Source organism: Sinomonas terrae (assembly GCF_022539255.1).
GTDB classification, from domain to species: domain Bacteria; phylum Actinomycetota; class Actinomycetes; order Actinomycetales; family Micrococcaceae; genus Sinomonas; species Sinomonas terrae.
This window is the reverse complement of the sequence record NZ_JAKZBV010000001.1, coordinates 3,781,432-3,807,189: the sequence shown is the minus strand read 5'-3', so window position 1 is coordinate 3,807,189 and position 25,758 is coordinate 3,781,432. Positions and strand designations below refer to the sequence as shown.

At 68.9% G+C, this 25,758-nt stretch carries 18 protein-coding genes and 1 tRNA gene; 9 read left to right on the top strand and 10 right to left on the bottom strand.

Translation table 11 applies throughout. From position 1 onward, the window contains the following. Positions 1-40 precede the first annotated feature (40 nt). Positions 41-826 carry an IclR family transcriptional regulator gene (locus tag L0M17_RS17540; protein WP_241055688.1) on the bottom strand — a complete coding sequence of 262 codons (786 nt, stop codon included), beginning with the start codon at positions 824-826 and terminating at the stop codon, positions 41-43. Positions 827-1,002: 176 nt separating this feature from the next. On the opposite strand from L0M17_RS17540, the gene L0M17_RS17535 reads away from it, so the two are divergent. From L0M17_RS17535 to L0M17_RS17520, 4 genes are all read left to right on the top strand, one after another. Further along, positions 1,003-1,782 (top strand): CoA transferase subunit A, encoded by a 780-nt coding sequence (locus tag L0M17_RS17535; RefSeq protein ID WP_372498038.1) that lies wholly within the window; start codon positions 1,003-1,005, stop codon positions 1,780-1,782. A 176-nt stretch (positions 1,783-1,958) separates the two neighbouring features. Continuing rightward, a complete protein-coding gene (locus L0M17_RS17530; RefSeq protein WP_241055687.1) occupies positions 1,959-2,660 on the top strand; it encodes a CoA transferase subunit B in 702 nt (233 codons plus the stop codon). Further along, a complete protein-coding gene (locus tag L0M17_RS17525; protein WP_241055686.1) occupies positions 2,657-3,859 on the top strand; it encodes an acetyl-CoA acetyltransferase in 1,203 nt (400 codons plus the stop codon). The genes L0M17_RS17530 and L0M17_RS17525 overlap by 4 nt, the downstream gene beginning before the upstream one ends. A 211-nt stretch (positions 3,860-4,070) precedes the next feature. Next, positions 4,071-5,465, top strand: a complete 1,395-nt coding sequence (locus tag L0M17_RS17520) for an outer membrane protein assembly factor BamB family protein (RefSeq protein WP_241055685.1) — start codon at positions 4,071-4,073, stop codon at positions 5,463-5,465. 766 nt (positions 5,466-6,231) lie between these two features. Here L0M17_RS17520 and L0M17_RS17515 read toward each other — a convergent pair. Then, positions 6,232-6,308: transfer RNA gene (locus L0M17_RS17515), tRNA-Arg, on the bottom strand. Positions 6,309-6,576: 268 nt separating this feature from the next. Here L0M17_RS17515 and L0M17_RS17510 point away from each other — a divergent pair. From L0M17_RS17510 to lhgD, 3 genes are all read left to right on the top strand, one after another. Beyond that, a complete protein-coding gene (locus L0M17_RS17510) occupies positions 6,577-8,400 on the top strand; it encodes a phosphoenolpyruvate carboxykinase (GTP) (RefSeq protein ID WP_241055684.1) in 1,824 nt (607 codons plus the stop codon). A 168-nt stretch (positions 8,401-8,568) separates the two neighbouring features. Further along, the gene (locus L0M17_RS17505; RefSeq protein WP_241055683.1) at positions 8,569-11,052 is read left to right on the top strand and encodes a PEP/pyruvate-binding domain-containing protein; all 2,484 of its coding nucleotides are present in this window, start codon (positions 8,569-8,571) and stop codon (positions 11,050-11,052) included. Continuing rightward, complete coding sequence (gene lhgD / locus L0M17_RS17500; RefSeq protein WP_241055682.1) at positions 11,049-12,248, top strand: L-2-hydroxyglutarate dehydrogenase; 1,200 nt, start codon at positions 11,049-11,051, stop codon at positions 12,246-12,248. Before L0M17_RS17505 ends, lhgD begins: the two co-directional genes overlap by 4 nt. Positions 12,249-12,388: 140 nt before the next feature. On the opposite strand, the gene L0M17_RS17495 is transcribed toward lhgD, so the two are convergent. Further along, complete coding sequence (locus L0M17_RS17495; RefSeq protein ID WP_241055681.1) at positions 12,389-15,073, bottom strand: ATP-dependent Clp protease ATP-binding subunit; 2,685 nt, start codon at positions 15,071-15,073, stop codon at positions 12,389-12,391. 108 nt (positions 15,074-15,181) lie between these two features. On the opposite strand from L0M17_RS17495, the gene poxB reads away from it, so the two are divergent. Beyond that, entirely contained in the window at positions 15,182-16,906 is a 1,725-nt protein-coding gene (poxB, locus tag L0M17_RS17490; RefSeq protein WP_241055680.1) for a ubiquinone-dependent pyruvate dehydrogenase, read from the top strand. 498 nt (positions 16,907-17,404) lie between these two features. Here the strand turns inward: poxB and L0M17_RS17485 are convergent, their stop codons facing one another. Beyond that, a complete protein-coding gene (locus L0M17_RS17485; RefSeq protein WP_241056494.1) occupies positions 17,405-17,746 on the bottom strand; it encodes a winged helix-turn-helix transcriptional regulator in 342 nt (113 codons plus the stop codon). A gap of 108 nt (positions 17,747-17,854) precedes the next feature. On the opposite strand from L0M17_RS17485, the gene L0M17_RS17480 reads away from it, so the two are divergent. Further along, entirely contained in the window at positions 17,855-18,466 is a 612-nt protein-coding gene (locus L0M17_RS17480; RefSeq protein ID WP_241055679.1) for an NAD(P)-dependent oxidoreductase, read from the top strand. A gap of 23 nt (positions 18,467-18,489) precedes the next feature. Here L0M17_RS17480 and L0M17_RS17475 read toward each other — a convergent pair whose 3' ends face one another. From L0M17_RS17475 to L0M17_RS17450, 6 genes are all read right to left on the bottom strand, one after another. Beyond that, positions 18,490-19,890 (bottom strand): alkaline phosphatase family protein, encoded by a 1,401-nt coding sequence (locus L0M17_RS17475; protein ID WP_241056493.1) that lies wholly within the window; start codon positions 19,888-19,890, stop codon positions 18,490-18,492. A gap of 118 nt (positions 19,891-20,008) precedes the next feature. Continuing rightward, positions 20,009-21,202 (bottom strand): globin domain-containing protein, encoded by a 1,194-nt coding sequence (locus L0M17_RS17470; RefSeq protein WP_241055678.1) that lies wholly within the window; start codon positions 21,200-21,202, stop codon positions 20,009-20,011. Positions 21,203-21,346: 144 nt separating this feature from the next. Continuing rightward, positions 21,347-21,904: an RrF2 family transcriptional regulator gene (locus L0M17_RS17465; protein WP_308196895.1), complete on the bottom strand. Its 558-nt coding sequence runs from the start codon at positions 21,902-21,904 to the stop codon at positions 21,347-21,349. A gap of 69 nt (positions 21,905-21,973) precedes the next feature. Next, on the bottom strand, positions 21,974-22,429 hold the full coding sequence (locus L0M17_RS17460; RefSeq protein ID WP_241055677.1) for a hypothetical protein: 456 nt from the start codon (positions 22,427-22,429) through the stop codon (positions 21,974-21,976). Beyond that, positions 22,426-23,859, bottom strand: coding sequence for a phosphomannomutase/phosphoglucomutase (locus L0M17_RS17455; protein WP_241055676.1), 1,434 nt, complete (start codon positions 23,857-23,859; stop codon positions 22,426-22,428). The genes L0M17_RS17460 and L0M17_RS17455 overlap by 4 nt, the downstream gene beginning before the upstream one ends. A gap of 170 nt (positions 23,860-24,029) precedes the next feature. After that, a complete protein-coding gene (locus L0M17_RS17450) occupies positions 24,030-25,751 on the bottom strand; it encodes a thiamine pyrophosphate-dependent enzyme (RefSeq protein ID WP_241055675.1) in 1,722 nt (573 codons plus the stop codon). Positions 25,752-25,758 lie beyond the last annotated feature (7 nt).

Sequence of the window (25,758 nt, the reverse complement as noted above, 5' to 3'; positions counted from 1 at the left end):
CGAGTTGATCTCACGAGTTGATCTCAGGTTGGCGGTTCTTCTACCGTTCGCGCCCTCTCTGAAGGCGGAGGCTGATCTTGTGCGCCTCCTCCATGAGGAGCTTTCCGAGGAGGCCGCGGCGGTCGGCGCGGAATCTCGGCTCGATGCCGGTGAAGGAGACGGCTCCCACTGGGTTCCCGTTCCCGTCGAAGACGGCGGCGCCCATCCCGTAGCTGCCTTCGAGTACGAGCCCGGGGTTGACCGAGTACCCGCGGAGCCGGGTCTGCTCGAGTTCCTGACGGACGAGGGCCTCCGTGTGCCCTTGGGCGAAGCCACCGGCGTGCTCGTTCCACCGGCTCAGATAGGACTCCTGCTCCGCCCTGGGCACGAAGGCCATCATGGCAAGGCCTGCGGAGGCGACCCCGAGCGGGAACCGGACGCCTTCGCGCAGCACAAAGGAGCGGATGGGGAAGCTGCCCTCTTCGCGGAGGAGGCAGACGGTCTCGCTCCCCTGGCGGATGCTGTAGAACGCGCTCTCGCCGGAGGCTTCCGCGAGCCGGCGGATGCTGGGGCGGGCGAGTTCCTCGAAGGAGAAGCGCGAGGCGGCGATGGATCCGAGGAGGTACAGCTCGGTGCCGAGGACCCAGTTTCCTGACTGTGCATCCGTGTCCAGCAGGCCTTCGGCCGCGAGCGAGGTGAGGAGCCGGTGCGCCGTGGGACGGGTGAGGCCGGCCTCTCGCGCGAGCCACGTCGTGCTGGCTCCTGTCGGATTGCTGCCGACCAGGCGCAGGAGACGGCCGACTCTGCCGACCACCTGCGCGCCCGGGACTGCTGTCCGTTCGTTCACTGTCCTTCCCTTTCGGCCTCGTCCTTTCGGTCGTCCATATTGTGGATGAGCTGGTTGCCTCTGTCCACAGTATGCGTTCTGAGGCCGCTTCTCTTGTTCTCGGTTGGCGGAATTTCTAGGTTCGTCAGGAAGGCAAGACTGTCCACAAAGTGGTGGGGCTCGAGGGAGGATATGAAGTGGGAAAGCTGAGAGACGACGTCGCCGGAGTGCTGGCCGAGGCGCTGCACGACGGCGCGCTCCTCGCCGTCGGAGGCTTCGGGCTGAGCGGGATTCCGGTGGACCTGATCGAGGCGGTCCGGGAGACCGGGGTGCGAGATCTGACGGTGGTCTCGAACAACATGGGCATCGATGGGAAGGGTCTGGGGATCCTGCTCGAGTCCGGGCAGGTGCGGAAGGTCATCGCCTCCTACGTGGGGGAGAACAAGCTGTTCGCGCAGCAGTACCTCGCCGGTGAGCTCGAGGTCGAGTTCGTCCCGCAGGGCACTCTTGCCGAGCGTCTGCGGGCCGGGGGAGCTGGAATCCCGGCGTTCTACACCCGGACCGGGGTCGGCACGGTGGTTGCCGAAGGCAAGCCGCACGAGGAGTTCGACGGCGGGCTGTACGTCCAGGAGCGGGGGATCGTGGCGGACGTGTCGCTCGTGCACGCGCACACTGCCGACCTCGAGGGGAACCTCGTGTACCGCTATACGGCGCGGAACTTCAACCCCGTCGTGGCGACCGCCGGGAAGGTCACGGTCGCGGAGGCCGAGGTGATCGTCGGGGTCGGCGAGATCGACCCGAACCACATCGTGACCCCGGGCGTGTTCGTCCAGCACCTCGTGCAGGCCCGGGCCAGGGTGAAGGACATCGAGCAGCGCACCGTGAGGCCACGTCCGGCGGCCCCGGCCCCGGCAGCAACCCCCGCCCCGGCCCCGGCCCCGGCAGCGACCCCGGCCCCGGCCGCCACCCCCGCCTGACTACCGTCGCGCCGTCACGTCCGCAGGGTGCGCACCCTGCGGAGGTGACGGCGCGAGAGAAAACCCAAGCGCTAGGAAGACCGCAGCGCTGAGAAGGCCCAAGCGCTGAGCAGACCGCAGCGCTGGGAAGACCCAAGCGCTAAGCAGACAACAACAAGACTCGAAGGAGGACCACGATGTCGTGGACGAGGGATGAGATGGCCGCGATCGCGGCCGAGGAGCTGCACGACGGCGACTACGTGAACCTGGGGATCGGGATCCCGACGTTGGTCGCCAACAACCTGCCAGAGGGCGTGCGGGTGACCCTGCAGAGCGAGAACGGCCTGCTCGGGATGGGCCCGTTCCCGTACGAGGGGGACGAGGACGCCGACCTGATCAACGCGGGCAAGCAGACCGTGACGGTCCTGCCGGGCGGGAGCATCTTCGACTCGAGCGAGTCGTTCGGCATGATCCGCGGCGGCCACGTGAAGGTCGCGGTGCTGGGCGCGATGCAGGTCTCCGCCGAGGGCGATCTCGCGAACTGGCAGATCCCCGGGAAGATGGTCAAGGGCATGGGCGGCGCCATGGACCTCGTTGCGGGTACGCCGCGGATCGTCGTGCTGACCGAGCACGTCGCGAAGGACGGCTCGCCCAAGATCGTCGCCGAGTGCACCCTCCCCCTGACCGGGAAGGGCGTCGTCGACCGCATCGTGACAGATCTGGCGGTCTTCGACGTGGTCGCCCCTGGCGGGGGAGCGGACGACGGCGGCAGCCGGCTCGTGCTGCGCCGGCTCGCCCCCGGCGTCGCCCTCGACGAGGTGAGGGAGAAGACCGGGGCGCCGTTCGACGTCGTCCTCGAAGGCGCGCTGGAAGCTGCACAGGAAGGGGTGCTCGCATGAGCCTCAGGGAACAGTTCGGCAAGGATGTCCTGATCACGGGATGGGGGCACAGCCGATTTGGGAAGCTGACGGATGAGACGCTCGAATCGCTCATTGTGCAGGTCGCGGGGGAGGCTCTCGCGCACGCGGGGCTCGAGCCGGGCGAGGTCGACGAGGTCTACATCGGCCAGTTCAACGCAGGCATGATGCCGCTCGCGTTCCCGTCCTCGCTCGCCCTCCAGCTCTCGCCGGACCTGCTCGGCGTCCCGGCGACCCGCGTGGAGAACGCGTGCGCGTCCGGCTCGGCCGCGCTCCAGCAAGGCCTCAAGGCTCTCCTGGCCGGAACGGCCCGGAACGTGCTCGTGATCGGGGCGGAGATGATGACGCCGGCCGGTGCGGAGAAGGTCGGGGCGGCGCTCCTGGGTGCGGACTACGACATGGCCGGGCAGCCGTCGTCGGCCGGGTTCACCGCCCTGTTCGCCGAGGTCGCCAAGCACTACGCCAAGCGCTACGGTGCGGCGTCTGGTCTTTCCCTCCCCGACGCACTCGGCAGCATCGCTGCGAAGAACCACCGCAACGGCGTCGACAATCCTTACGCCCAGCTGCGCAAGGACCTCGGGGTGGAGTTCTGCCGGACCGTCTCGGACAAGAACCCGATCGTCGCGGACCCGCTGCGGCGCACGGACTGCTCGCCGGTCTCGGACGGGGCGGCCGCCGTCGTGCTCTCCCTGGCCCCACGCGCGGGCGCGGCGACGCTCCCCGTGCGGCTCGCCGGGTTCGGGCACGCGAACGACTTCCTGCCAGCCGAGCGTCGCGACCCGACCGAGTTCGCCGGCACCCGGCTCTCGTGGGAGCGCGCGTTCGCCATGGCCGGGATCGGGCTCGAGGACCTGGACTTCGCCGAGGTCCACGACTGCTTCACGATCGCCGAACTCGTCATGTACGAGGTCATGGGCCTGACCCCGGCAGGGCAGGGCACGCGCGCGATCGAGGAGGGCTGGGTCTACAAGGACGGCAAGCTGCCCGTGAACGTCTCCGGCGGCCTCAAGGCCAAGGGCCACCCCGTCGGCGCGACCGGTGTCTCGCAGCACGTCCTCGCCGCCAAGCAGCTCACCGGCACATCTGGCGCGATGCAGCTGGCCAACCCCCGTCGCGCCGCGGTCCAGAACATGGGCGGCGTCGGCATCGCCAACTACGTGAGCATCCTCGAGGCCGTGTGACCGAGCCCGGCCGAGCGGGCGGTGACGGACGACGGCGGGTTGGCGCGCGCCGTCGTCCGTCACCTTCTGCTGCCCTTGGCCGCATCTCCTGACGAAATTTCCCACGGAGATGCGGCTCGGGGCAGCAGTTGCATGCCATGAGCCGCGTGCGGATGGGATGCGCGGGTGGCACTGTTGAGGGACAGCACTCGGCCTCGGAGAGGACGGGACGATGGCGGGTACTCGGATCCGCGGGGCGCTCGGCGCGATGGCCGCCCTCGTGCTCGTGCTGCTCGCGGCCTGCTCGGCCGTGCCGCAACCGGCCCCCTCTGGCGCTCCGATCAGCCCCCTCACGCAGGCTCCGAGTTCCCGCCTGCCTGTGGCCCTTGAGCCGGGGGACTGGCCGACTTACCACCACGACGCCGCCAGGACCGGTGCAGCCCTGAACCTGCCTCCCATGGGTGCGCTGAGCAGCGCATGGTCGGCTCGGCTCGACGGCGCGGTCTACGGTGAGCCGCTTGTCGTGCGTGGGCGGGTGATCGTGGCGACCGAATCGGACACGCTGTACGCCCTCGACCCGGCTGACGGGCACGTCGTGTGGCGGCGCAACGTCGGAACACCGGTTCCCGGATCGGCCCTTCCGTGCGGGGACATCAGTCCGTTGGGCATCACGGGCACGCCGGTCTACGACGCGGCCACGGGCTTGGTCTTCGCGGTCGCTGAGGTCTCCGGTGGTCGGCACGAACTCGTGGGTTTGGACGCCGGCGACGGTGCGCTCATCGTGCGACGCGAGGTCGAGCCGCCGCAGGGCGATCACATCGCGTACCAGCAGCGCGCTGCGCTCACCGTCTTGGACGGCCGGGTCTATGTCGCCTTCGGCGGCCTCGACGGCGACTGCTCGGATTACGTCGGCACAGTGCTCTCGGTGCCCACCACGGGCTCTGGGGCGTTGGGATCCTACGTGGTGCCGACGCCCCGGCTCGGAGGCATCTGGGCGCCCGGTGGATCCGCGGTGGACGGTTCACGCCTGCTCGTGCCGGTGGGCAACGGCGATTCCGTCACCACTTACGACGGCTCCGACGCCGTCCTCTCGCTCGACGCATCGCTCAAGCGCACGGACTTCTTCGCCCCGAGTTCGTGGGCTCAGGACAACGCAGACGACGCCGATCTCGGCTCGATGACGCCCGTCCGGGTTGGAGCGTACGTGTTCGCGGACGGAAAGAACGGCGTCGGGTACGTGCTCGACGCTGGCCACTTCGGCGGCGTCGGAGGTGCCGCGTCGCAGACTCCGGTGTGCCCCGCGTTCGGGGCGCCGGCCGTGGCGGGGATGACGGTCTATGTCCCGTGCCAGGACGGACTCCAGGAGGTCGCGGTGAGCGCCTCCGGCACGATGAGCCTCGGCTGGCGACTGCCACTGGGGGCCGCCGGTTCACCCGTGATCGGCGGGGGAGAGGTATGGGTCACCGACTACGCGACTGGTGAGCTGTACGCCCTCGATCCGGGGGACGGCCACGTCCGGCAGAAGGTGCAGGTCGGTCCGGTGCCGCATTTCGTGACACCGACCCTCTCGGGCGGCCGGGTTTTCGTAGGGACGCTCGACGGCGTGAGTGCGCTGGCCGGGGCATAGCCCAGTCGGTGCATAGCCCAGTCGGGGCGGGCGCGTTGGCTGGGGTGTGGTCGCGGCCCTGAAGTGCATCCGGGGACCAGCGGATCTGAGGTGTATCAGGAGACCGGCGGATTCGCGGCGAACCGGCGCTTTTGGCTTGAGGAAGGGGGTTCGCCGCAAAGGAGGGGGTCGGGACCGGCTGACCTGCGGCGAACCGACGGACATGGGGGGAACTGGCGGATGCGAGGTGAAGCGGCGGATCTGAGGTTGAACCGGCGCTTTTGGCTTGGGGAAGGGGGTTCGCCGCAAAGGAGGGGGTGGAGACCGGCTGGTCTGCGGCGAACCGGCTCCCCTGTGGCGAACTGGCGAACCGACGGACGTGGGGCGAAGTGGCGGATCTGGGGTGAACCGGCGCTTCTGGCTTGGGGAAGGGGGTTCGCCGCAAAGGAGGGGGTCGGGACCGGCTGGTCTGCGGCGAAGCGGCTGGTCTGAGGTGAACCGGCGGCCGTGGGGGGAACTGGCGGATCCGAGATGCACCGGCGCTTCTGGCTTGGGGAAGGGGGTTCGTCGCAAAGGAGGGGGTCGGGACCGGCTGGTCTGGGGCGAAGCAGCGGGTCTGGGGGGAACTGGCGGATCTGGGGCGAACCGGCGGGTCTGGGGCGAAGCGGCGGATCCGAGTTGTGACGGGTACAGGAGCGATCGAGGGGCTGGCCGCTGGTCGAGGTAGTTGGCGCTAGAGAGACGCTTAAACGCGAACACCCCTGATCTACTGATCAGGGGTGTTCCTTGGTGCGCCCAGAGGGATTCGAACCCCCGGCCTTCTGTTCCGTAGACAGACGCTCTATCCAGCTGAGCTATGGGCGCATTTGCTTGGCCTTGGCGTTCTCCGCGCCGCGGCCTGAATAACTTTACGCGAAGACCAACGGACATCCAAATCCAGTCTTGATGACTTCCGTGACTGTACCGGTCTATGTGACCTTCATCACTTAAGATCCCTCTGCGATACCGAAAAACCCCAAGATCTCGCGATTTCGAGTGTTTAACTCTCGTTTCATACCCCTCACGACCGCCGGTGGTACAGACCACCTTCCCTACCATTGAGGAACACACGACCCAGACGAAGGAGGAAGACATGGGCGCAACTCGTCTTCGGCTTCTTGAAGGAGCCCCTACCACCTACGAGCCCCTGCTGTCCTGGGTTGAGGAAGTCGCCGAACTGACTCAGCCTGACCGGATCCACTGGGTGGACGGTTCCGAAGCGGAATACCGCAAGCTGACTGACGAGCTCGTCGCCGCGGGGACGCTGACCCGGCTCAACCCCGACCTCTTCCCGAACTCCTTCGCCGCGTTCTCCGACCCGGCAGACGTCGCACGCGTCGAGGAGCAGACCTTCATCTGCTCACGCAACGAGCGCGACGCAGGCTTCACCAACAACTGGATGGAGCCGTCCGAGATGAAGACCAAGCTCAAGGGCCTCTTCTCGGGCTCGATGCGCGGCCGCACGATGTACGTCATCCCGTTCGTCATGGGTCACCTCGACGCTGAGGACCCGAAGTTCGGCGTCGAGATCAGCGACTCCGCGTACGTTGTCGCCTCGATGCGCATCATGGCCCGCATCGGCACCGACGTCCTCAAGAAGATCGAGGAGACGAACGCGTTCTTCGTCCCGGCGCTCCACTCGGTCGGTGCACCGCTCGAGCCGGGCCAGGCCGACGTCCCGTGGCCGTGCAACCCGGAGAAGTGGATCGTGCACTTCCCGGAGGAGCGGTCGATCTGGTCGTACGGCTCGGGCTACGGCGGCAACGCCCTGCTCGGCAAGAAGTGCTACGCCCTGCGCATCGCCTCGGTCATGGCCCGCGACGAGGGCTGGCTCGCCGAGCACATGCTCATCCTCAAGCTCACGAGCCCCGAGAAGAAGGTCTACAACGTCGCCGCCGCGTTCCCCTCGGCCTGCGGCAAGACCAACCTCGCCCTCCTCGACCCGACGATCGAGGGCTGGAAGGTCGAGACCCTCGGCGACGACATCACGTGGATGCGCTTCGGCAAGGAAGGCGAGCTCCGCGCCGTCAACCCCGAGGCGGGCCTCTTCGGCGTCGCCCCGGGCACCGGCTGGGGCACCAACCCGAACGCGATGCGCGCCATCGCGAAGGGCAACAGCATCTTCACGAATGTCGCGCTGACCGACGACGGCGGCGTGTGGTGGGAGGGCATGACCGAGGAGGTCCCCGAGCACCTCACGGACTGGCAGGGCAACGAGTGGACGCCGGAGGCCGGCCGTCCCGCCGCCCACCCGAACTCGCGCTTCTGCACGCCGATCGACCAGATCGACATGCTCGCGCCCGAGTACTTCGCGCCGAACGGCGTCGAGGTCCACGCGATCCTGTTCGGCGGTCGACGCAAGACGACGATCCCGCTCGTGACCCAGTCCCGCACCTGGGCGAACGGCATCTTCATGGGGGCCACGCTCTCCTCGGAGACGACGGCGGCCGCAGCTGGCGCCGTCGGCGTTGTGCGCCGCGATCCCATGGCGATGCTCCCCTTCATCGGCTACGACGCAGGCGACTACCTCAACCACTGGGTGCGTCTCTCGGCCAAGGGCAACGCGGCCCGGCTGCCGAAGATCTTCCTCGTGAACTGGTTCCGCCGCACGAAGGACGGCGGCTTCGCGTGGCCGGGCTTCGGTGACAACTCGCGGGTCCTCAAGTGGGCGATCGAGCGCATCGAGGGCGCAGCCGACGCTGTCGAGACCCCGATCGGGTTCGTTCCGACCCCGGAGAGCCTCGACCTCGATGGGCTGGACATGACCCCGGAGCAGGTCGAGGAGGCCGTCCACTTCGACGCCGATGAGTGGCGCGCCGAGGTCCCAGGTCTCGAGGAGTGGTTCGCCCGCTTCGGCGGCTCGCTTCCGCTGAGCCTCACGAACGAGCTCGAGGGCCTCAAGAAGCGCCTCGGCTAAAGACTTTTAGTGCGCAATGAGGCGCACTAAAAGATCCGGCGAGCTGAACGGCGTCGGACTCTAGGAGGGCCGCCCCGCTGCACACGGGGTGGCCCTCCCGCATCTCTCGTGGTCACCCGAAGGGGCGCGCACCCGCGGGAGGTAACCCTTCGATGTAGCGTGGGGGCCATGGACGACGGCGACCTTTCCGCCTCGGGCGCCCCCTCGCCCCTTACGCTGCCCCTCGAGTCCCTGCGTGCCGCCGACCTGCCGAGGGCCGGAGGAAAGGGAGCGAACCTAGGCGAACTACTGGCGGCTGGGCTTCCCGTCCCGCCCGGCTTCGTCGTGCCGACGGCGGTCTACCGCGCCCACGCGGAGGCCCCGGGCGTCGACCCTGAACAGGCCGCCAAGGATCCGGCGAAGGCCAGGGCGGCCATCACGCAGACCCCGCTCGACCCGGCCCTGCTGGACGCGATCGCCGCGGCGCTCGCCAAGCTCCCGGCCGGAGGCGCCGGCACCGGGGGCGCCAGCACCGAAGGACCCCGCGTCGCCGTCCGCTCCAGTGCCACCGCCGAGGACCTCCCGGGCGCGGCCTTCGCGGGTCAGCAGGACACGTTCCTCAACGTCGAAGGCAACGAGGGTGTAGCGGATGCGATCCGCCGCTGCTGGGCGTCCCTCTGGACGGACCGTGCAGTTCAGTACCGCGAACGGCAGGGGATCGCTCCGTCAGACGTGGCGATCGCCGTCGTCGTCCAGCGCATGGTCGACGCCGAAGCCGCGGGAGTGCTCTTCACGGCCAACCCGCTCACAGGGCGCCGGTCGGAACTCGTCGTGGACGCGGCGCGGGGCCTCGGCGAGGCCGTGGTCTCGGGGGAGGTGACCCCCGAACACCTTGTCCTCGGCCGCGACGGCGAAGTCCGCTCGCGGGTCTCCGGGCGCGACGGGCAGGTACTTTCCGAGGACGACGCGAAGGAGCTCGCTGCGCTCGCCGTCCGCGCGGAAGAGCACTTCGGGGTCCCGCAGGACATCGAGTGGGCAGTAGCCGATGGGCGGGTCATGCTCCTTCAGGCGCGGCCCATGACGGCGCTCCCGCTCGAACCCCCGACGCTCAACGGGATCCAGCGCATCGTCGCACCGTTCTTCCTCGAGATGTTCACGGTGCGCCCCTACCCGCTGGACGTCACAGGCTGGCTCGGGCCCGGAGTGATCAGGATGCTCGACCTCATGGCGGGCAGCGTCGGCGTGCGCTTCCCGCCGCTCACGCAGCTCCTGAGGGAGCGCGAGGGCGTCGCGCTCCAGCTGGTTCCTCCGCAACCGCGCCCGACTTTCCGCACGATCGGCGCACCGCTCGCCCTGATTCGGCGCGTTCGCCGGTATCGGTCCGAGCGGTGGACGGAGGACCCGAGGGTTCGGGAGTTCGGAGCAGCCATCGCCGCTCTCGACGCCGAGACGCCCTCGAGCCTGACCTGGCACGATCTTCTGGACCGCGTTGACCGCTGCAACAGCGCCATGGTCGCCGTCGGCCTGCTTCGTGCGGCCTACCTGCCCGGCGCACTCCTGCCGGTTGTCCCGTTGCGGGCTCTCCTCGCCGTCCTAGGTCTCGGGCGGCTTGCCTCGGCCCTCGTCGCTGGCGCCCCGACGAGCACGCGCGCGGGCAACGACGCGCTCGAGGGCCTCGCCGACGTCGTGCGCGGCGACCCGGCCTTGGGCGAGGCGGCCCGGGGGCTCGGGCCGGACCAATTCCTCCAAGCGATCCGGAACCGCCCCGAGTTCGCGGCATTCAACTCGGAGCTCACGAAGTTCCTCGCCGAGTACGGGCACAGGGAGTCCGTGAGCGTCGTCATCGCGACCGCGCCGGCCTGGCGCGACGATCCGACGCCGGTCGTGGCCCTCATCCAATCCCTTGCCCAGGCGCCGCGTCCCGAGCCCATGGAGCGGCCGGGGGAGGAAGCACTCCGCGAGCTCCTCGCGCACCCGCTCGTTCGGGGCCCGGCGGCCCGGCTGGCCACCGGGCTCGTCGAGGCCTCGCGTCGCGGTTTCGCCTTCCGCGAGGACACGCACGCCCTCGCGACCAAGGTCATGCCCCCGCTGCGCGCCACGTTCGTAGAGCTGGGGCGCCGCCTCCGCGGCGTGGGGGCCATCGCAGCGTCGGAGGACGTCTTCCACCTCCGGCTCGAGGAGCTCCGCGCGCTGCCCGCGCCTGAGGCGATCGACGACGTCGACCGCTCCCGCGTCCGCGACCTCGTCGCCCGCCGCGCGGCGCTCCGCCGCGAGTACGCGGGCGTGCCAATGCTCGATCTGGCGACCGTCCTTCCCGCCGGCGCTGGGACTGGCGGCGCGGGCGGTGGCGCCGCGGCGCTGCTGACGGGAACTGCCGCGAGCGGCGGTGTCGCAGAGGGGCCCGTGCGGATCATTCGAGGGCCAGCCGAGTTCGGCGATCTCCGTTCCGGGGAAGTGCTCGTCTGCCCGAACACGAACCCCTCCTGGACGCCGCTCTTTGCGCGGGCGGCCGCCGTCGTCGTCGATACGGGTGGGCTCGGCTCGCACGCCGCGATCGTCGCGCGCGAGTACGGCGTGCCGGCGGTCATGGGAACGGGGCGAGGGACGAGCACCCTGAAGGACGGCCAGCGCGTGCGGGTGGATGGAAGCAGAGGGAGGGTGGAGGCCGTATGACGGAACGCATCGGGGTGGTCGGGGGCGGCATCGTCGGAATGGCCATAGCGCGGGCGCTCGCGCTCACGGGCGACGCCGACGTCGTCGTCCTCGAGAAGGAGCGGCGGGTCGCCGCGCACCAGACCGGGCACAACTCCGGCGTCGTGCATGCGGGCCTGTACTACCAGCCCGGCTCGCTCAAGGCGGTGCTGTGCGCACGCGGGCGCGCCCTCACGCGCGACTACTGCCAGGATCGGGGGCTGCCATACCGGGAGGTGGGCAAGCTCGTAGTCGCCGTCACGCCGGAGGAGGTGCCGCGGCTCGACGACATCGAGCGCCGGGCCCGCGCCAACGGCGTCCCGGATCTCGCCCGGATCGGGCCCGAGCAGATGCGGGAGATCGAGCCGCACGTCGCGGGGGTCGCGGCCGTGCACTCGCCGCACACCGCCGTCGTCGACTATGCCGCGATCACCGAAGCGATGGCCGACGACGTGCGCCGCGCCGGCGGGCGCGTGCTGTTGAGCACCGAGGTCACCGGGGTGCGGGCGGGGGAGCGGACGACGACGGTCGCCACCACTGCGGGCAGCCACACCTTCGACCGGCTCATCGTGTGCGCGGGGCTGCAGTCGGATCTGCTGGCACGTATGGTCGGGGCCTCGCCGTCGCCTCGGATCCTGCCGTTTCGCGGCGAGTACTGGACGCTCGCGCCGTCCCGCACGGATCTTGTGAGCGGAATGATCTACCCCGTGCCCGATCCGCGCTTCCCGTTCCTCGGGGTGCACTTCACGCGCGGCGTGTACGACGACGTGCACGTGGGCCCCAACGCCGTGCCCGCCCTCGCGCGCGAGGGGTATGGGTGGGGCGACGTCTCGGTACGGGACACTCTCGGATCGCTCACGTGGCCGGGGGCGCCCGCGCTGTTCCGCCAGCACTGGCGCATGGGCGTTCGCGAGATTTCCGCGTCGCTCCTCAAGCCTCTGTACTTCCGGCAGGCGCGCGCGTTCGTGCCGGAGCTTCGGCCCTCCGATCTGACGGAGAAGGCCGAGGCCGGGGTCCGGGCGCAAGCGTGGGCGGCCGATGGCGCTCTGGTCGACGACTTCGCCGTCGACCAGATCGGTTCCGTGACGCTCCTGCGCAACGCGCCCTCGCCCGCCGCGACGTCCTCGATGGCGATCGCCGAATACGTGCTGCGCGAGCACCTCAACATTCCCGTCTAACCCTGCGGAGGTGACGGCGCGAGGGGGTGGGACCCTGCGGAGGTGACGGCGCGAGGGGTGGGGACCCTGCGGAGGTGACGGCGCGAGGGGTGGTCGCGCCGTCACCTTTGCTGGGTGCGCGTGCTGGGTGCTCGGCGAGCTCAGGCAGCCGCAGCGGCCGGCTGGTCCGCGCGGACGACGAGCTCGCCGCTGCCGGACGCCGCGCCGTCGGACGCCCTGCTGTTGGACGCCGCGCCGTCGGACGCTTGCTCGACCGTGACGGAGACCCGACCGCCCTCGCTCACCGCGCCGGCGACGAGGAGATCGGCAACGCGGTCCTCGAGCTCGCGCTGGATCACGCGGCGCAGCGGACGCGCTCCGAACTCGGGCTCGTAGCCGTGGTCGGCGATCCAGTCGACGGCAGAGTCGTCGACCTCGAGCTCGATGCCCTGCGCCGCGAGCCGCGCCTCGGTCCCGCGGAGCTGGAGCCGCACGATCTCGTGGAGCTGCTCGCGCGTGAGCTTCCGGAACAGCACGATCTCGTCGATGCGGTTGAGGAACTCGGGCCGCATCGTCTCGCGAAGACGGCCCATGATCCGCGCCCGCAGCTCAGCGTCGGAGGGTCCGCCGTCGGCCCCGCCAGCGGCGAAGCCGAGCGAAGCGCCGCGGGTCGCGAGGAACTCGGACCCGAGGTTCGAGGTCATGATCACCACCGTGTTCCGGAAGTCCACGGTGTGGCCCTGACCGTCGGTGAGCCGCCCGTCGTCGAGCACCTGCAGGAGCAGGTTGAACACGTCGGGGTGTGCCTTCTCGACCTCGTCGAGCAGCACCACGGAGTACGGGTGCCGCCGCACGCGCTCGGTCAGCTGGCCCGCCTCGGAGTAGCCGACGTACCCGGGAGGGGCACCGACGAGCCGGCTGACCGTATGGCGCTCGCCGAACTCGCTCATGTCGAAGCGCACCATCGCGGACTCATCGCCGAACAGCGACGCCGCGAGGGACTTCGCGAGCTCGGTCTTGCCCACGCCGGTGGGGCCGAGGAACAGGAAGCTGCCCACGGGCCGCCCCGCGTCGCCTAGACCGGTCCGGTTGCGGCGCACGGCCTTCGCGATCGCAGTGACCGCATCCTCCTGCCCGACGACGCGCCCGTGGAGCTCGTCCTCGAGGCGCGCGAGCCGCTCGCGCTCGCCTTCGGTGACGCGCGCGGCCGGGATGCCGGTGGCACGGGCGACGACGGCGGCAATGTCCGTCTCATCAACAACAGAGCCGACGGCGCCACTCGCCTGAGCAGCCGGAGCTTCGACGGCGTCCGCGATCTTGAGCGCGACGGCCTCGATCGCGTCGCGCAGTCGCGACGCCTCCTCGTAGTCCTCGCGGGCGACCGCGGCGGCCTTCTGCTCCTCGAGGCGGGTCGCCTCAGTGTTCAGCGATTCGAGATCCATCCGTGGCCCGCGGGCGAGGCTCTTCCGGGCGCCTGCCTGGTCGATGAGGTCGATCGCCTTGTCCGGCAGGTAGCGGTCGGTGATGTAGCGGTGGGAGAGTTCGACGGCGGCGCGGATCGCGGCATCCGTGTAGGTGATACCGTGGTGCTCCTCGTACCGGGGCTTGAGCCCGTCAAGGATCGCGACCGCGTCCTCGACACTCGGCTCGCCCACTGTCACGGGCTGGAACCGGCGCTCGAGGGCGGGATCCTTCTCGATCTTCCGGTACTCGTCGAGCGTGGTCGCGCCGACAAGGTGCAGCTCGCCGCGCGCAAGCCGAGGCTTGAGGATGTTGCTCGCGTCCATGCCGCCCTCGCCGCCACCGCCCGCGCCGACGACTGTGTGGAGCTCGTCGACGAAAGCGATGACGTTGCCGTCGGCCGCGATCTCGTCCATGGCCTTCGTGAGGCGCTCCTCGAAGTCGCCGCGGTAGCGGGTTCCGGCGAGCATGGCCGGGAGGTCGAGCGAGACGACCGTCTTCCCGTGGAGCTGTGCTGGGACGTCATCGGACGCGATCGCCTGGGCGAGACCCTCGACGATCGCGGTCTTGCCGACGCCGGCCTCGCCGATGAGCACGGGGTTGTTCTTCGTGCGGCGGGCCAGGATCTCGATGGCCTGCTCGATCTCGGAGGCGCGGCCGATCACGGGATCCAGCTTGCCTTCCCGGGCGAGGGCCGTGAGGTCGGTCCCGAACTTGCCGAGCATGCTGTCCTTGCCCCGGCCGCCCTGACCCTGACCCCGACCGCGTGACGCGCCGGCCCTGGCATGGCGGGCACGCTGGCCAGCAGAGGGGGCGGCAGCTGCGCCGTCGTCCGCGGACTCCGGCTCCGCGCCGCCGTCGTCCGCTTGGAACGACTGGGGGGTGATGCCGTGGGCCGCGAGGATCTGGGCCGCCGGCGCATCCGAGGCGAGGACGAGGGCGAGGAAGAGGTGCTCGGGATCGATGTACGTCGAGCCGAGCGAGCGGGCCACCTTGTAGGCGTCGAGCAGCGCGTGCTGCGCTGACTGGGTGAGCGGCGGCACTGTGCCGTCCGCGGGCACGTCCTGGGTGGGCGATCCCTCGGGAAGGCGCTGCTCAGTCGCAGCGACGATGTCGGCTGCGCCTGCACCGGCGAAATCGATCATGCCGGCTACGGCCTCGGTTGTCGCGAGCACATGCAGCACGTGCAGAGCGTCTACCTCGCGGTGCCCGTGTTCGAGCGCGTAGCGGCTGGCAGCGGTGAGGACCTGATGGCTCCCGCGGCTCATGAGGCGTGTGATGTCGAGGGGACGACCCGTCCGGCGCGACCCCTGGCCCTGCAGGTAGCGGGCAAGGAAGTCGTCAAACGAACCGTTGCCAGCAGTCGGGCCGAAAAAGATAGGCAAAACTATCCTCCAGAAAGTTGAGTGGCTGTCACTCAGGTTCAACACTGTGGGGAACGAGATATTCCCGAGCCCTACCCGGGAGTTGCGAAGGCGGGCTAGCGTTGCGGGATGACGACCATCGCGCAGAACATCGTCGACACCCTCGCCGCCAACGGAATCCGCCGCGTCTACGGCCTACCCGGAGACTCGCTCAACGGCTTCACGGACGCCCTCCGTGCAACACCCAGCATCGAATGGGTGCACGTCCGCCACGAGGAGGCCGGCGCCTTCGCGGCTGCCGCCGACGCGGCCCTGACAGGAGAGGTTGCCGTGTGTGCGGGCTCCGCGGGCCCGGGAAACCTCCACCTCATCAACGGGCTCTACGACGCCAACCGATCACGCGTTCCTGTCCTTGCGATTGCCGCCCACATTCCCAGCGCCGAGATCGGCTCGAATTATTTCCAGGAGACCCACCCGCAGGAGGTCTTCCGCGAGTGCAGCGTCTACGCGGAGCAGGTGACGGACCCGGCCCAGATGCCCCGGATCCTCGAGATCGCGCTCCGGACCGCCGTCGAGAAGCGGGGAGTCGCCGTCGTCGTCCTCTCCGGCGACGTCGGGCTCACCCAGGTCGAATCGGAGCGCATCGCCGTGGTGCGCCGAACGACGCCGCACGTCGTCCCCAGCGACGACGAACTCAACGAGGCCGCTGGGATCCTCAACGCCGCCGGGAAGGTGACGATCCTCGCCGGGGCCGGGGTCGAGGGCGCGCACGACGAGGTGATTGCGCTCGCGGACGCGCTCGGCGCGCCGATCGTGCACGCGCTGCGCGGGAAGGAATTCATCGAGTACGACAACCCGTTCGACGTCGGCATGACCGGCCTGCTCGGGTTCAGCTCCGGCTACCGGGCGATGGAGACGTGCGATGCGCTGCTCATGCTGGGGACCGACTTCCCGTACCAGCAGTTCTATCCTGACCACGCGAAGATCATCCAGGTCGACCTGCGCGGCGACCAGCTCGGCCGGCGCACCAAGCTCGACCTCGGGCTCGTCGGCGACGTCAAGGACACCGCGACCGCCCTCCTGCCGCTGCTGAAGCGCAAGCACCGCCGCGCGCATCTCGACGCGTCGCTCAAGCACTACGCGAAGGCGCGCGCGAAGCTCGACGACCTCGCCACGCCCACCAAGAAGGGGCAGGCGCTGCACCCGCAGTACATCACGCGGGTCATCGACCAGCTTGCCGCCGAGGACGCGGTCTTCACGGCCGACGTCGGCACGCCCGTCATCTGGGCCGCGCGCTACCTCACCATGAACGGACGACGGCGGTTGGTCGGCTCATTCACGCACGGCTCCATGGCCAACGCCCTGCCTCACGCGATGGGTGCGCAGGCCGCCTATCCGGGGCGGCAGGTCGTGGCGCTCGCGGGGGATGGCGGTCTCTCAATGCTCATGGGCGAGCTCCTCACGATCGTGCAGAACAAGCTGCCCGTCAAGCTCGTCGTGTTCAACAACGCCTCGCTCAACTTCATCGAGCTCGAGATGAAGTCCGTGGGCTTCGTCAACTTCGGGACGGGACTGGACAACCCGAACTTCGCGGCGGTGGCTGAGGCGCTTGGTATCAAGGGGGTCCGGATCAACGATTCCTCGGAGCTCGAGCAGGGGCTCAAGGAGGCGTTCGAGCACGATGGGCCGGCGCTCGTCGATGTCGCCACCATCCGGCAGGAGCTCGCCATGCCGCCAACGATCACGGCCCAGCAGGCCGGCGGCTTCACGCTCTACGCGCTCCGGACTGTCCTCTCTGGCCGAGGGGACGAGGTGCTCGACCTCGCGAAGACCAACTGGCGCCGGGTGTTCTAGCAGAGTCTTCTGGCTGGGTCTTCTGGCAGGGTCTTCTGGCTGGGTTCGACGCGCACCCCTCGCCTCGCGCCGTCACGTTTGCGGGGTGTTCTCGCCTTGCGCCGTCACGTTTGCGGGGTGTTCTGGGGCTGCGCCGTCAGGTTTGCGGGGTGTTCTGGGGTTGCGCCGTCAGGTTTGCGGGGTGTCGCATGGTTAGCTGTTCCGTGCGCCGCACGGCTTCCCCTACCCGCGTGACCGTCGCTGGGGCATGGGGCATGGCACTCGAGCGGCAACAGGGACGGTTGTGAAGTGCACCCTGCGGAGGTGACGGCGCGACGGGGGGACCCTGCGGAGGTGACGGCGCGATGGGGGACCCTGCGGAGGTGACGGCGCGACGAGGGGATCCTGCGGAGGTGACGGCGCGACGGGGGGGGATCCTGCGGAGGTGACGGCGCGACGGGGGGATCCTGCGGAGGTGACGGCGCGACGGGGGGATCCTGCGGAGGTGACGGCGCGAGATTAGACGGCGGCGTCGAACGCGTCCCGCGCCTTGAGGATCTTGCCCGCATGGCTCTCGGCCCACTCCCGGATCGCGTCGAGTGGGTCGAGGAGGCTTTCGCCGAGCGGGGTGAGCCGGTACTCGACGCGCACGGGCACTTCCGCGAAGACGGTGCGGAGCACGAGCCCGTCACGCTCGAGGGTTCGGAGCGTTTGGGTGAGCACCTTCGGCGTGATGCCGCCGACGGCGACCCGCAGTTCTGTGAAGCGAAGGGCCCCGTTCTTGAGCGCCTGGACGATGAGCGGGGTCCACTTGTCGCCGATCCGCTGGAGCACGACGCGAGACGGGCAACCGGGCTCCATGACATCGAACGGGATGCTTTCCACGAGGTAACCATAGCACTTTGAAGTACTTAGTATCTTCTAGATACTGTTGGTCCCGCAGACAACAGCATCGACCAAGGAGCTTTCATGAAGATCGCCGTCTACGGAGCCACCGGCATGGTGGGGAGCCAGATCGTCGCCGAGGCCGCCCGCCGCGGTCACGAGGTGACCGCCCTCAGCCGGAAGGGCGCCGCTGTGGAGGGTGCCGCCGTCGTCCGCGCGGCTGACCTGGCCGACGTCGAGACGTACCGTTCCGTCGCGAAGGCGAACGACGCCGTCGTGCTCGCGACGTCGCCGGACCGCACCGGCGGCTCCCGGGAGCCTTACCTCGAGGCGCACCGCGCGATCGCCGAGATTCCGACCGAGGCGCGCATCTACCTTGTGGGCGGCTTTGGCAGTTTGCAGAGCCCGGATGGGACGCGCATCAAGGACCTTCCTGATTTTCCCGCGGAGTACAAGGCCGAATCAGACACGGTGTTCCGGGCGTACGAGGCGCTGCGTGGTTCGTCCGCCGGTCTCGACGTGACGGTCCACGCGCCAGCAGCCCTCATCCAGCCCGGCGAGCGGACGGGCAAGTACACGACGGCGGTCGGCGTCCCCGCGGGCGACTTCATCTCCGCCCAGGACTACGCCGTCGCCGCGATCGACGAGCTCGAGAAGCCGCAGTTCCAGGGGAAGATCTTCACGGCCGCGAATTAACACGGTCAACTAGCCCATCCGCGCTAGTACGTCGTCGCGTTCGGCAGGATGACGGGCGGCGACGGCTTCTGGCTGAAGTCGAAGTCGTTCACGAGGCTCCCCAGGAGCGGACTGTCCTCGCGCACGTCCGGGCGGGGATCGGGGCGGCCGTCGGTCGCTGGGTCGAGGCGCTGACCGTGGAGGAAGTCGTCTTCGATGAACTTCACGTATGCGTCTTGGCTCAGCGTCTGATGATCGATGTACCCCTTCTTGGCATACGGGCTGATCACGATGCCCGGGACCCGGAGCCCGTAGCCGTTCTGGTCGACGACGGGAGGCGCCACGTGGTCGTAGAACCCGCCCCAGTCGTCCCACGAGAGGAAGATCGCGGTGCTGTTCCAGTCCGGGCCCGACATGATCGTATTGATGAGGCCCGTCACGTAAGCCTGCCCTGAGCTCACGAGCGCCGGCGGATGCTCGCTCACGGCACTCGTCGGATCGATCCAGCTCACGGCCGGGAGCGTGCCGTTCTTCGCGGCAGAATAGAAGTTCGTGAGCGACTGGATGTTGCCGAGCTGGCCGTCCTGCTTCACCGTGTCGAAGTACGGCAGCGGGTTCCAGATGCCGGGCGTCTTGGCGTTCTGCTTGACCGGTGCGCAGGTCACGGCCGAGTCGTTTTCACAGTCCGGCTCGGTCCCGTTGAACACGTAGTAGCCCCACGAAACCTTCTGCCGGTACAGGAGATAGGTGAGATCCGTCCACGCGTAGTCGGGTGCGGGCCGCGGCGTGGAGGCCTTCTTGCCGAAATCAGGCGGGAGCTGCGGGCCCTGCGGCGCGTTCGTGCAGGACTCGGCGTGGCCCGGGATGCTGCACTTCGCCGACCACTCCGACACCATGTACAGGTGCGAGGGCAGGCTCCACGAGGCGTCCGATTCGAACAGGTGGTCCTGGAGCGTGAAGTCCTTGGCGTACGCCCAGTAGTTCGGGATGTCGCGCGCGTCGTGGTACCCCATGACGTCTGTGCCCTTCGTCCCGGCGCAGTTGGGATCGTTGGCCGCGCAGTTCGACGACGCGTGCTCGGCCTGGGCGATGAACCCGTCCATCTTGCCGCCGTTGATATCGGCCTTCGCATTCGCAACGCTATGCGGGCCGCCGGCGTTGCGGTCCGAGGGGTCATAGTAGGGCCGCACGCAGGTCTTCTTGGCCGGGTCGGGGACACACACCGTGGGAACCCCATCCTGCATCGGGATGCCGTCGGCGCCAGGAAACGTGCCGAAGTAGCTGTCGAACGAGCGGTTCTCCTGCATGATGATCACCACGTGCTTGATCTTGGAGATGCCCGCGGGCGTAGCACTTTCGGGAGGGCGTCCGACGGCGCTGCAGGCGGCGGCGATGAGAAGGACGACGACGGCGAGAGCGGCACTGATGGCGAACCAGCGGCGCATTGCCACAGCCTGCTCCTCCCATCATCTGTAATCCGAGGGGGCACCTGCCGATGAGGGCAAGATACCCCCTCGGGATGGGGACAAGCTGTGACTTTTTGGTTCGAGTCAGTTGGCCGGGTCAGTTGGCCGAGGCGAGCCAGAGGTCGGGGCCGAAGACCTCGTAGTGGATGCGCTGGGCGGGGATGCCGAGCGCGATGGCCTCGGACCGGATCTTCTGCATGAATCCGAGGGGGCCGCACAGGTACAGGTTCGCGTCGGCGGGCACGTCCACGTCGGACAGGCTCATGTAGCCCTCGCGCGCCTCCGTCGCGCCCTCGATCGGGCCGCTCGCCGGCTGCTGGAGCCAGAGGTGGAGTTCGGCGTCGTCGATCTTCTCGATGTCACCGAGCATCTGGTCGCTCAGGGCCCACGCTTCCAGGCTGCGCTCCGCGTGGAGGACGAGGACCTCCCGGTCGGATCCCGCATTCGCGAGGGAGCGGAGGATGGACGCGCTCGGGGTGCAGCCGATGCCGGCCGAGGCCAGCACGAGGGGGCCGTCGCTGTCGTCGAGCGTCACGTCGCCGTACGGGTTCGAGAGCTCGATGATGTCGCCGACCTTGACCCTCTCATGCAGGATCGGGGAGACCTCGCCGCCGTCGTTGTACTTCGTGGTGAACACTCGGCGCTCGGTGGACTCTGCGTCTGCGGAGAGCGAGTACTGGCGGACCTGGAGGAGTCCGTCCTCGACGGGCACGCGCACACTCATGAACTGGCCGGGCTGGCCGGGCGTGACCGGCGTATCGTCTGCGGGCTCGAGGACGAAGGTCACGGTGGTGGCGCTCGAGGCCTTCTTCTCGACGACCTTCCACGGCGCCCACATGACGTTGTTCGCCTGCCGTGCGTAGAGGCCGGACTCGATCTTCATGAGGGCCTCTGCCATGAGCCAGTAGACCTCGGACCAGGCCGCGGCGACCTCGGGGGTGACTGCCTCGCCCAGATCCTCGGCGATGGCCTCGAACAGGTACTTGTAGACGATCTCGTACATGTCCGGAGTGATGCCGAGGGATGCGTGCTTGTGCGCGATGCGGGCCAGCACGGCCTCGGGAAGCGTCCCGGGGTTCTGGACCAGGTGCGTTGCGAACGCTGCGATCGCCCCTGCGAGCGCCTTCCGCTGTTCGCCGTTGGCCTGGTTCGCGCGGCTGAACATTCCGTCCAGGAGCTCGGGGTGGGCCGCGAACATCTTCTGGTAGAAGAGCGGGGTGATCTCCCCGATACGGCTTCCGACGAGCGGGAGGGTCGCTTCGATGATGGGGCGGGCGGTGTCCGAGAGCATGAGGACTCCTCAGGGTTGGAGGTTAATCAAGCATGTTCCGTACTTGATTAGCTCCAAGTCTTCTACGCTTCGTAGAAAACAGCAAAACGATGACGCGTGGCCTTGGACACAGATGGATCGGTCCGCGATTGCTGGCCGAATTTGCTAGACGGGATCCGGCTGCGGGTCGACGGCGCGGGGTGACGAGGCGGCTAGGGGCGAGGGGGCAGAGAGGGCGTCCGCGGGGTTCTCGTCGGCAAGCTCGTACGAGCCCGAGGAAGGCGCGAGGCCGAGCTGCACCAAGACGGGCCCCATCTGCCGGGGGTTCGGGAGCGAGGTGATCTTCACCGCATCGAGTTCCCGGTAGAACGCCTCGCGGGCGCGCCGCAGGGCAGAACGCAGGCCGCACTGGGCCAGAAGCGGGCAGTCCCCGGCCGCTCCGCCCTCGCAATCGGGGAGGTCCTTGCGCTTGTCGAGGGCCCGCAGAACCGAACCGACGGTCGCCTTACGGCCCGCGTCGCTGAGCTGGACGCCCCCGGAACGGCCACGAGTGGATTCGATCAGCCCGAGCTCACGGAGCTTGAGGACTGCCTTGCTCACGTGGTTGTACGGCGTGCCAACACCCTCGGCGATGGCACGCGTTGCGAGGGGCTCTGAGCCGTCGACGGTACTCAGGAGCATGAGGGCTCGAAGGCTGACGTCCTCGAAAGCAGTCATGCGCATTTCGCCAGTGTACGCCGAAATACCCAAACATCCGTTCGCCGAATCGGCGTCTCCGAAGGTGCCCGGAGGCTAGTCGGTGAAGACGAGAGCCTCGTGCCCGTCCGGCTCGACGTCTCCGTAGACGTAACCGGTCGCGGTCATCTCGTACGGGAGGACCGCGGCGAGGAGGCCCCCGTCCCGATGCTCGGCGGCGGCGTGAATGCCGTCCGTGCCGTTCTCGGGGAGGGTCACATCGCTTGCGATCGCCAAGGCGCGGATGTTCTCGCGGCCCTGCTTGAGGAGCTCCACGAGGTCATCCAGCATGGCCTCCGCGTCATAGTCTCCCTCGAGGTCGCCCTCAGTCTCCGGCGACGGCGGGGTGACGAGGACGAGCCGCAACTCGCCGTCGTCGTCCATCGTCACCGCGAAGGGGAGGAAACCACCGTTCTGCTCGAGATGCTCCTGGGCCATGCCCAGCGCGGTCCCGAGCACGTCGTGAAGCTCGCGGAGAACCGTCTCGCCGTCCGAACCGGTGCCAGCGCTCATGCGCGCACGATCGCAAGCACGCTGTCGCGCACCGAGGCGAGGGTCTCGCGGTCCTTGGCCTCACCATTGAACCGGAGGTACGGCTCCGTGTTGGACGGACGGAGGTTGAACCACCACGACCCGTCGGCGGCCGAGAAGGTGGTGCCATCGAGCTCGTCGATCGCGACGTCCGGGCCCTCGTACGCCTCCCGGACACGGGCAACAGCCGCGGCCTTGTCCTCGATCTCCGAGTTGATCTCCCCGGACGAGACATACGGTTCGTATTCGGCGCCGAGCTCGGACAGCGGCTGGTCCTGGCCACCGAGCGCGGCGAGGACGTGCATCGCCGCGAGCATTCCGGTGTCAGCGTTCCAGAAGTCGCGGAAGTAGTAGTGCGCCGAGTGCTCGCCGCCGAACACCGCGCCTTCCTCGGCCATGACCGCCTTGATGAACGAGTGGCCGACGCGTGTGCGGACCGGCCGGCCGCCGTCGTGCTCGACGAGCTCGGGCACGGCGCGCGAGGTGATGAGGTTGTGGATGATGATCGGCTCGTTCTCGCCGCCTGCCCTTGCGCGGGCGATCTCCCGGCGCGCCACGAGGCCGGTGATCGCTGAGGGCGAGACCGGGTTCCCGTTCTCGTCGATCACAAAGCAGCGGTCGGCGTCGCCGTCGAACGCCAGGCCGATGTCCGCGCCGTGCTCGACGACCGCCCGCTGGAGGTCGCGGAGGTTCTCCGGCTCGAGGGGGTTGGCGGGGTGGTTCGGGAACGTGCCGTCGAGTTCGAAGTAGAGGGGCACGATCTCGAGGGGGAGTGCCGGCAGGAGCGAGTCGCCCAGGACGGCGGGCGTCGTCATGCCCGCCATGCCGTTGCCCGCGTCCACGACGACCTTGAGGGGCCGAATGCCCGAGAGGTCGACGAGGCTGCGGAGGTGGGCCGCGTAGTCCGCGAGGACGTCGCGCTCGGCCACGGTGCCGGGGTCCTCGCTCTGGGCGACAGAACCCGCGGCGAGATAGGCCTCCGCTGCCTTCTGGATCTCCTTGAGGCCCGTCTCGGAGGAGACAGGCTGCGCGCCCGGCTTGGCGAGCTTGATCCCGTTGTACTGGGCAGGGTTGTGGCTCGCCGTGAACGTTGCGCCCGCTGCTTTGAGGGCGCCACAGGCGTAGTACAGCTCGTCGGTCGAGATGAGCCCGATCTTCTCGACGTTCCCGCCGCGCGCAGCCGCTCCGCGCGCAAACGCCTCAATGAACTCGGGCGACGAAGGGCGCATGTCACCGCCCACGAGCACGGTCTTCCCGGTGAGGCCGAGGACGTCGACGAATGCAGCCCCCACCGCCTCGACGATGCGCGCGTCGATCGTCTCGCCCACAATCCCGCGCACGTCGTACGCCTTGAAGGATGCCGAAAGGTCGATCTGGGGCGCCTGGCCTGCGGAGGTGCTTACGTTGCTCACGCGCCTGATTATGCCAAACGGCGCGCGGCAGATTGCCAAATGCTCTGCCGAACTCCGGCGGTTTGACGCGCTGACCCCTCCGGCGCCGTACATCAGGCAACACACGACGACGGCGGGATCCCCGCTCCGGGGGAGCCCGCCGTCGTCCGTTGGCCGCTCAGGCCGGATGGTCAGTACGCCTTGACGCGCTGCTCGACGATGAGGTGGATGAGGGCGAAGGTGCCGTCCTCGTCGATCGCGCGGAGGGCGCCGTCGATCGCTGCGGGGACGTCGGCGTCGCGCTCGACGCGGACCCCGTAGCCGCCGAACGCCTGAGCCATGAGCGCGAAGTCCGGGTTCTTCAGCTGGGTGCCGGAGATCCGGTGGGGGTACTGGCGCTCCTGGTGGGAGCGGATGGTGCCGTACTCCTGGTTGTCCATGACGATCACGAGCGGGGTCGCGCCGTACTGGGCCGCGGTCGCCAGCTCCTGGCCGTTCATGAGGAACTCGCCGTCGCCGGCGATGGTGACGATGCGCCGGCCCGGGTTTGCGAGCGAGGCCGCGATCGCCGAAGGCACCGAGTACCCCATGGAGCCGTTGCGCGCGCTGATCATCGACGCGTAGCGCTGGGTGGGGAAGTAACGGTGGGCCCAGTTCGTGTGCTCGCCGGCGCCGAGGGTGATCATCGCGTCCTCGGGCAGGGTCGGAACGAGATTGGCCATGAGGGTGTCCATGCGGGCGGGGCCGTCGGTGGGGGCCGCGGGCGGGAGCTCGGCGAACTTCTCCTGCTGCTCTCGCATCCGCTCGGTCCACGCAGTCCATTCCTCGCGGACGGGCAGGTTGATCATGACCAGATCCCGGACGAACACGTCCGGCTTGGCCACGATCTGGTACGAGACCGGGCCGGAGCGCCCGCGCAGGGACGGGTCGATCGTGACGAGGAAGTTCTTCTTCGCCCAGTCCTGCCGCACGAGGAACCCGTCGGTGATGACGTCGCCGGGGACTGTGCCGACGAAGACCAGGAGGTCCGTCTCCTCGAGGAGGTTGTAGGTCGGCTTGGGGCGGCCGTAGCCGATCGGGCCGACGTAGGACGGCGAGTCGAACGGGATCGTGCCCTCGCAGCGCCATTCGGCGGCGGCCGGGATGTGGTGCTCCTCGAGCCAGTTGGTCAGCGCGCTGGCGCCTTCCTGGGTCCAGTCGTTGCCGCCGACGACGAACAGCGGCTTCTCCGCGGCGAGCAGCGCGCTCTTGAGCGCCTTCCAGTCCGTCACGGTCATGCCGCCGTGGGCGACAGGGATCTTCGGGTGGATCGTGGCGTCGATCTCCTGCTGGATGATGTCCTCGGGCAGGCCGACGACGACGGGCCCCGGCCGGCCGTTCATGGCGGCGAACATCGCCTCGGCGACGATCTCGGAGGCGCGCTCTGCGTGGTCGAGGACCATGACGCGCTTGGCGCCGGTGTCGAACCAGGACTTGATGTCGAACTCCTGGAACGCCTCCCGGTCGCGATGGGCGAACGGGATGAGGCCCACGAAGAGGACCATCGGCGTCGAGTCCTGCCACGCGGTATGCAGCCCCACATGGGCGTTCGCGGCGCCCGGGCCGCGGGTGACCATCGCGACGCCCGGAAGCTGGTTCATCTTGCCGTCGGCCTCGGCCATGTAGGCCGCGCCGCCTTCGTGGCGGCACACGATCGTCTCGATCGGCGAGCCGTGGAGGCCGTCGAGGACATCAAGGAACGATTCGCCCGGGACCACGTAGCTGCGGGTCACGCCGTGGGCTACGAGCGAGTCGACGATGACGTGGCCAGCCGACTTCCTCACGGGGCTGTCGGCCGTAGCCTGAGCATCGGTGGCGGGGTTGGTTTCTGCGGTTAGGCTGGATTCAGAACGGGGCGGCGCCGTTGCCGTCATGGAGAGA

Excerpts from the sequence above, each read along its gene's own strand:
- L0M17_RS17465 (WP_308196895.1), bottom strand. The coding sequence starts at position 21,904 with ATGCGCATGACTGCTTTCGAGGACGTCAGCCTTCGAGCCCTCATGCTC.
- L0M17_RS17480 (WP_241055679.1), top strand. The coding sequence starts at position 17,855 with ATGAAGATCGCCGTCTACGGAGCCACCGGCATGGTGGGGAGCCAGATC.
- L0M17_RS17520 (WP_241055685.1), top strand. The coding sequence starts at position 4,071 with ATGGCGGGTACTCGGATCCGCGGGGCGCTCGGCGCGATGGCCGCCCTC.
- poxB (WP_241055680.1), top strand. The coding sequence starts at position 15,182 with ATGACGACCATCGCGCAGAACATCGTCGACACCCTCGCCGCCAACGGA.
- L0M17_RS17510 (WP_241055684.1), top strand. The coding sequence starts at position 6,577 with ATGGGCGCAACTCGTCTTCGGCTTCTTGAAGGAGCCCCTACCACCTAC.
- L0M17_RS17470 (WP_241055678.1), bottom strand. The coding sequence starts at position 21,202 with ATGCTCTCGGACACCGCCCGCCCCATCATCGAAGCGACCCTCCCGCTC.
- L0M17_RS17450 (WP_241055675.1), bottom strand. The coding sequence starts at position 25,751 with ATGACGGCAACGGCGCCGCCCCGTTCTGAATCCAGCCTAACCGCAGAA.
- L0M17_RS17530 (WP_241055687.1), top strand. The coding sequence starts at position 1,959 with ATGTCGTGGACGAGGGATGAGATGGCCGCGATCGCGGCCGAGGAGCTG.
- L0M17_RS17505 (WP_241055683.1), top strand. The coding sequence starts at position 8,569 with ATGGACGACGGCGACCTTTCCGCCTCGGGCGCCCCCTCGCCCCTTACG.
- L0M17_RS17525 (WP_241055686.1), top strand. The coding sequence starts at position 2,657 with ATGAGCCTCAGGGAACAGTTCGGCAAGGATGTCCTGATCACGGGATGG.
- lhgD (WP_241055682.1), top strand. The coding sequence starts at position 11,049 with ATGACGGAACGCATCGGGGTGGTCGGGGGCGGCATCGTCGGAATGGCC.
- L0M17_RS17460 (WP_241055677.1), bottom strand. The coding sequence starts at position 22,429 with ATGAGCGCTGGCACCGGTTCGGACGGCGAGACGGTTCTCCGCGAGCTT.
- L0M17_RS17475 (WP_241056493.1), bottom strand. The coding sequence starts at position 19,890 with ATGCGCCGCTGGTTCGCCATCAGTGCCGCTCTCGCCGTCGTCGTCCTT.
- L0M17_RS17485 (WP_241056494.1), bottom strand. The coding sequence starts at position 17,746 with ATGGAGCCCGGTTGCCCGTCTCGCGTCGTGCTCCAGCGGATCGGCGAC.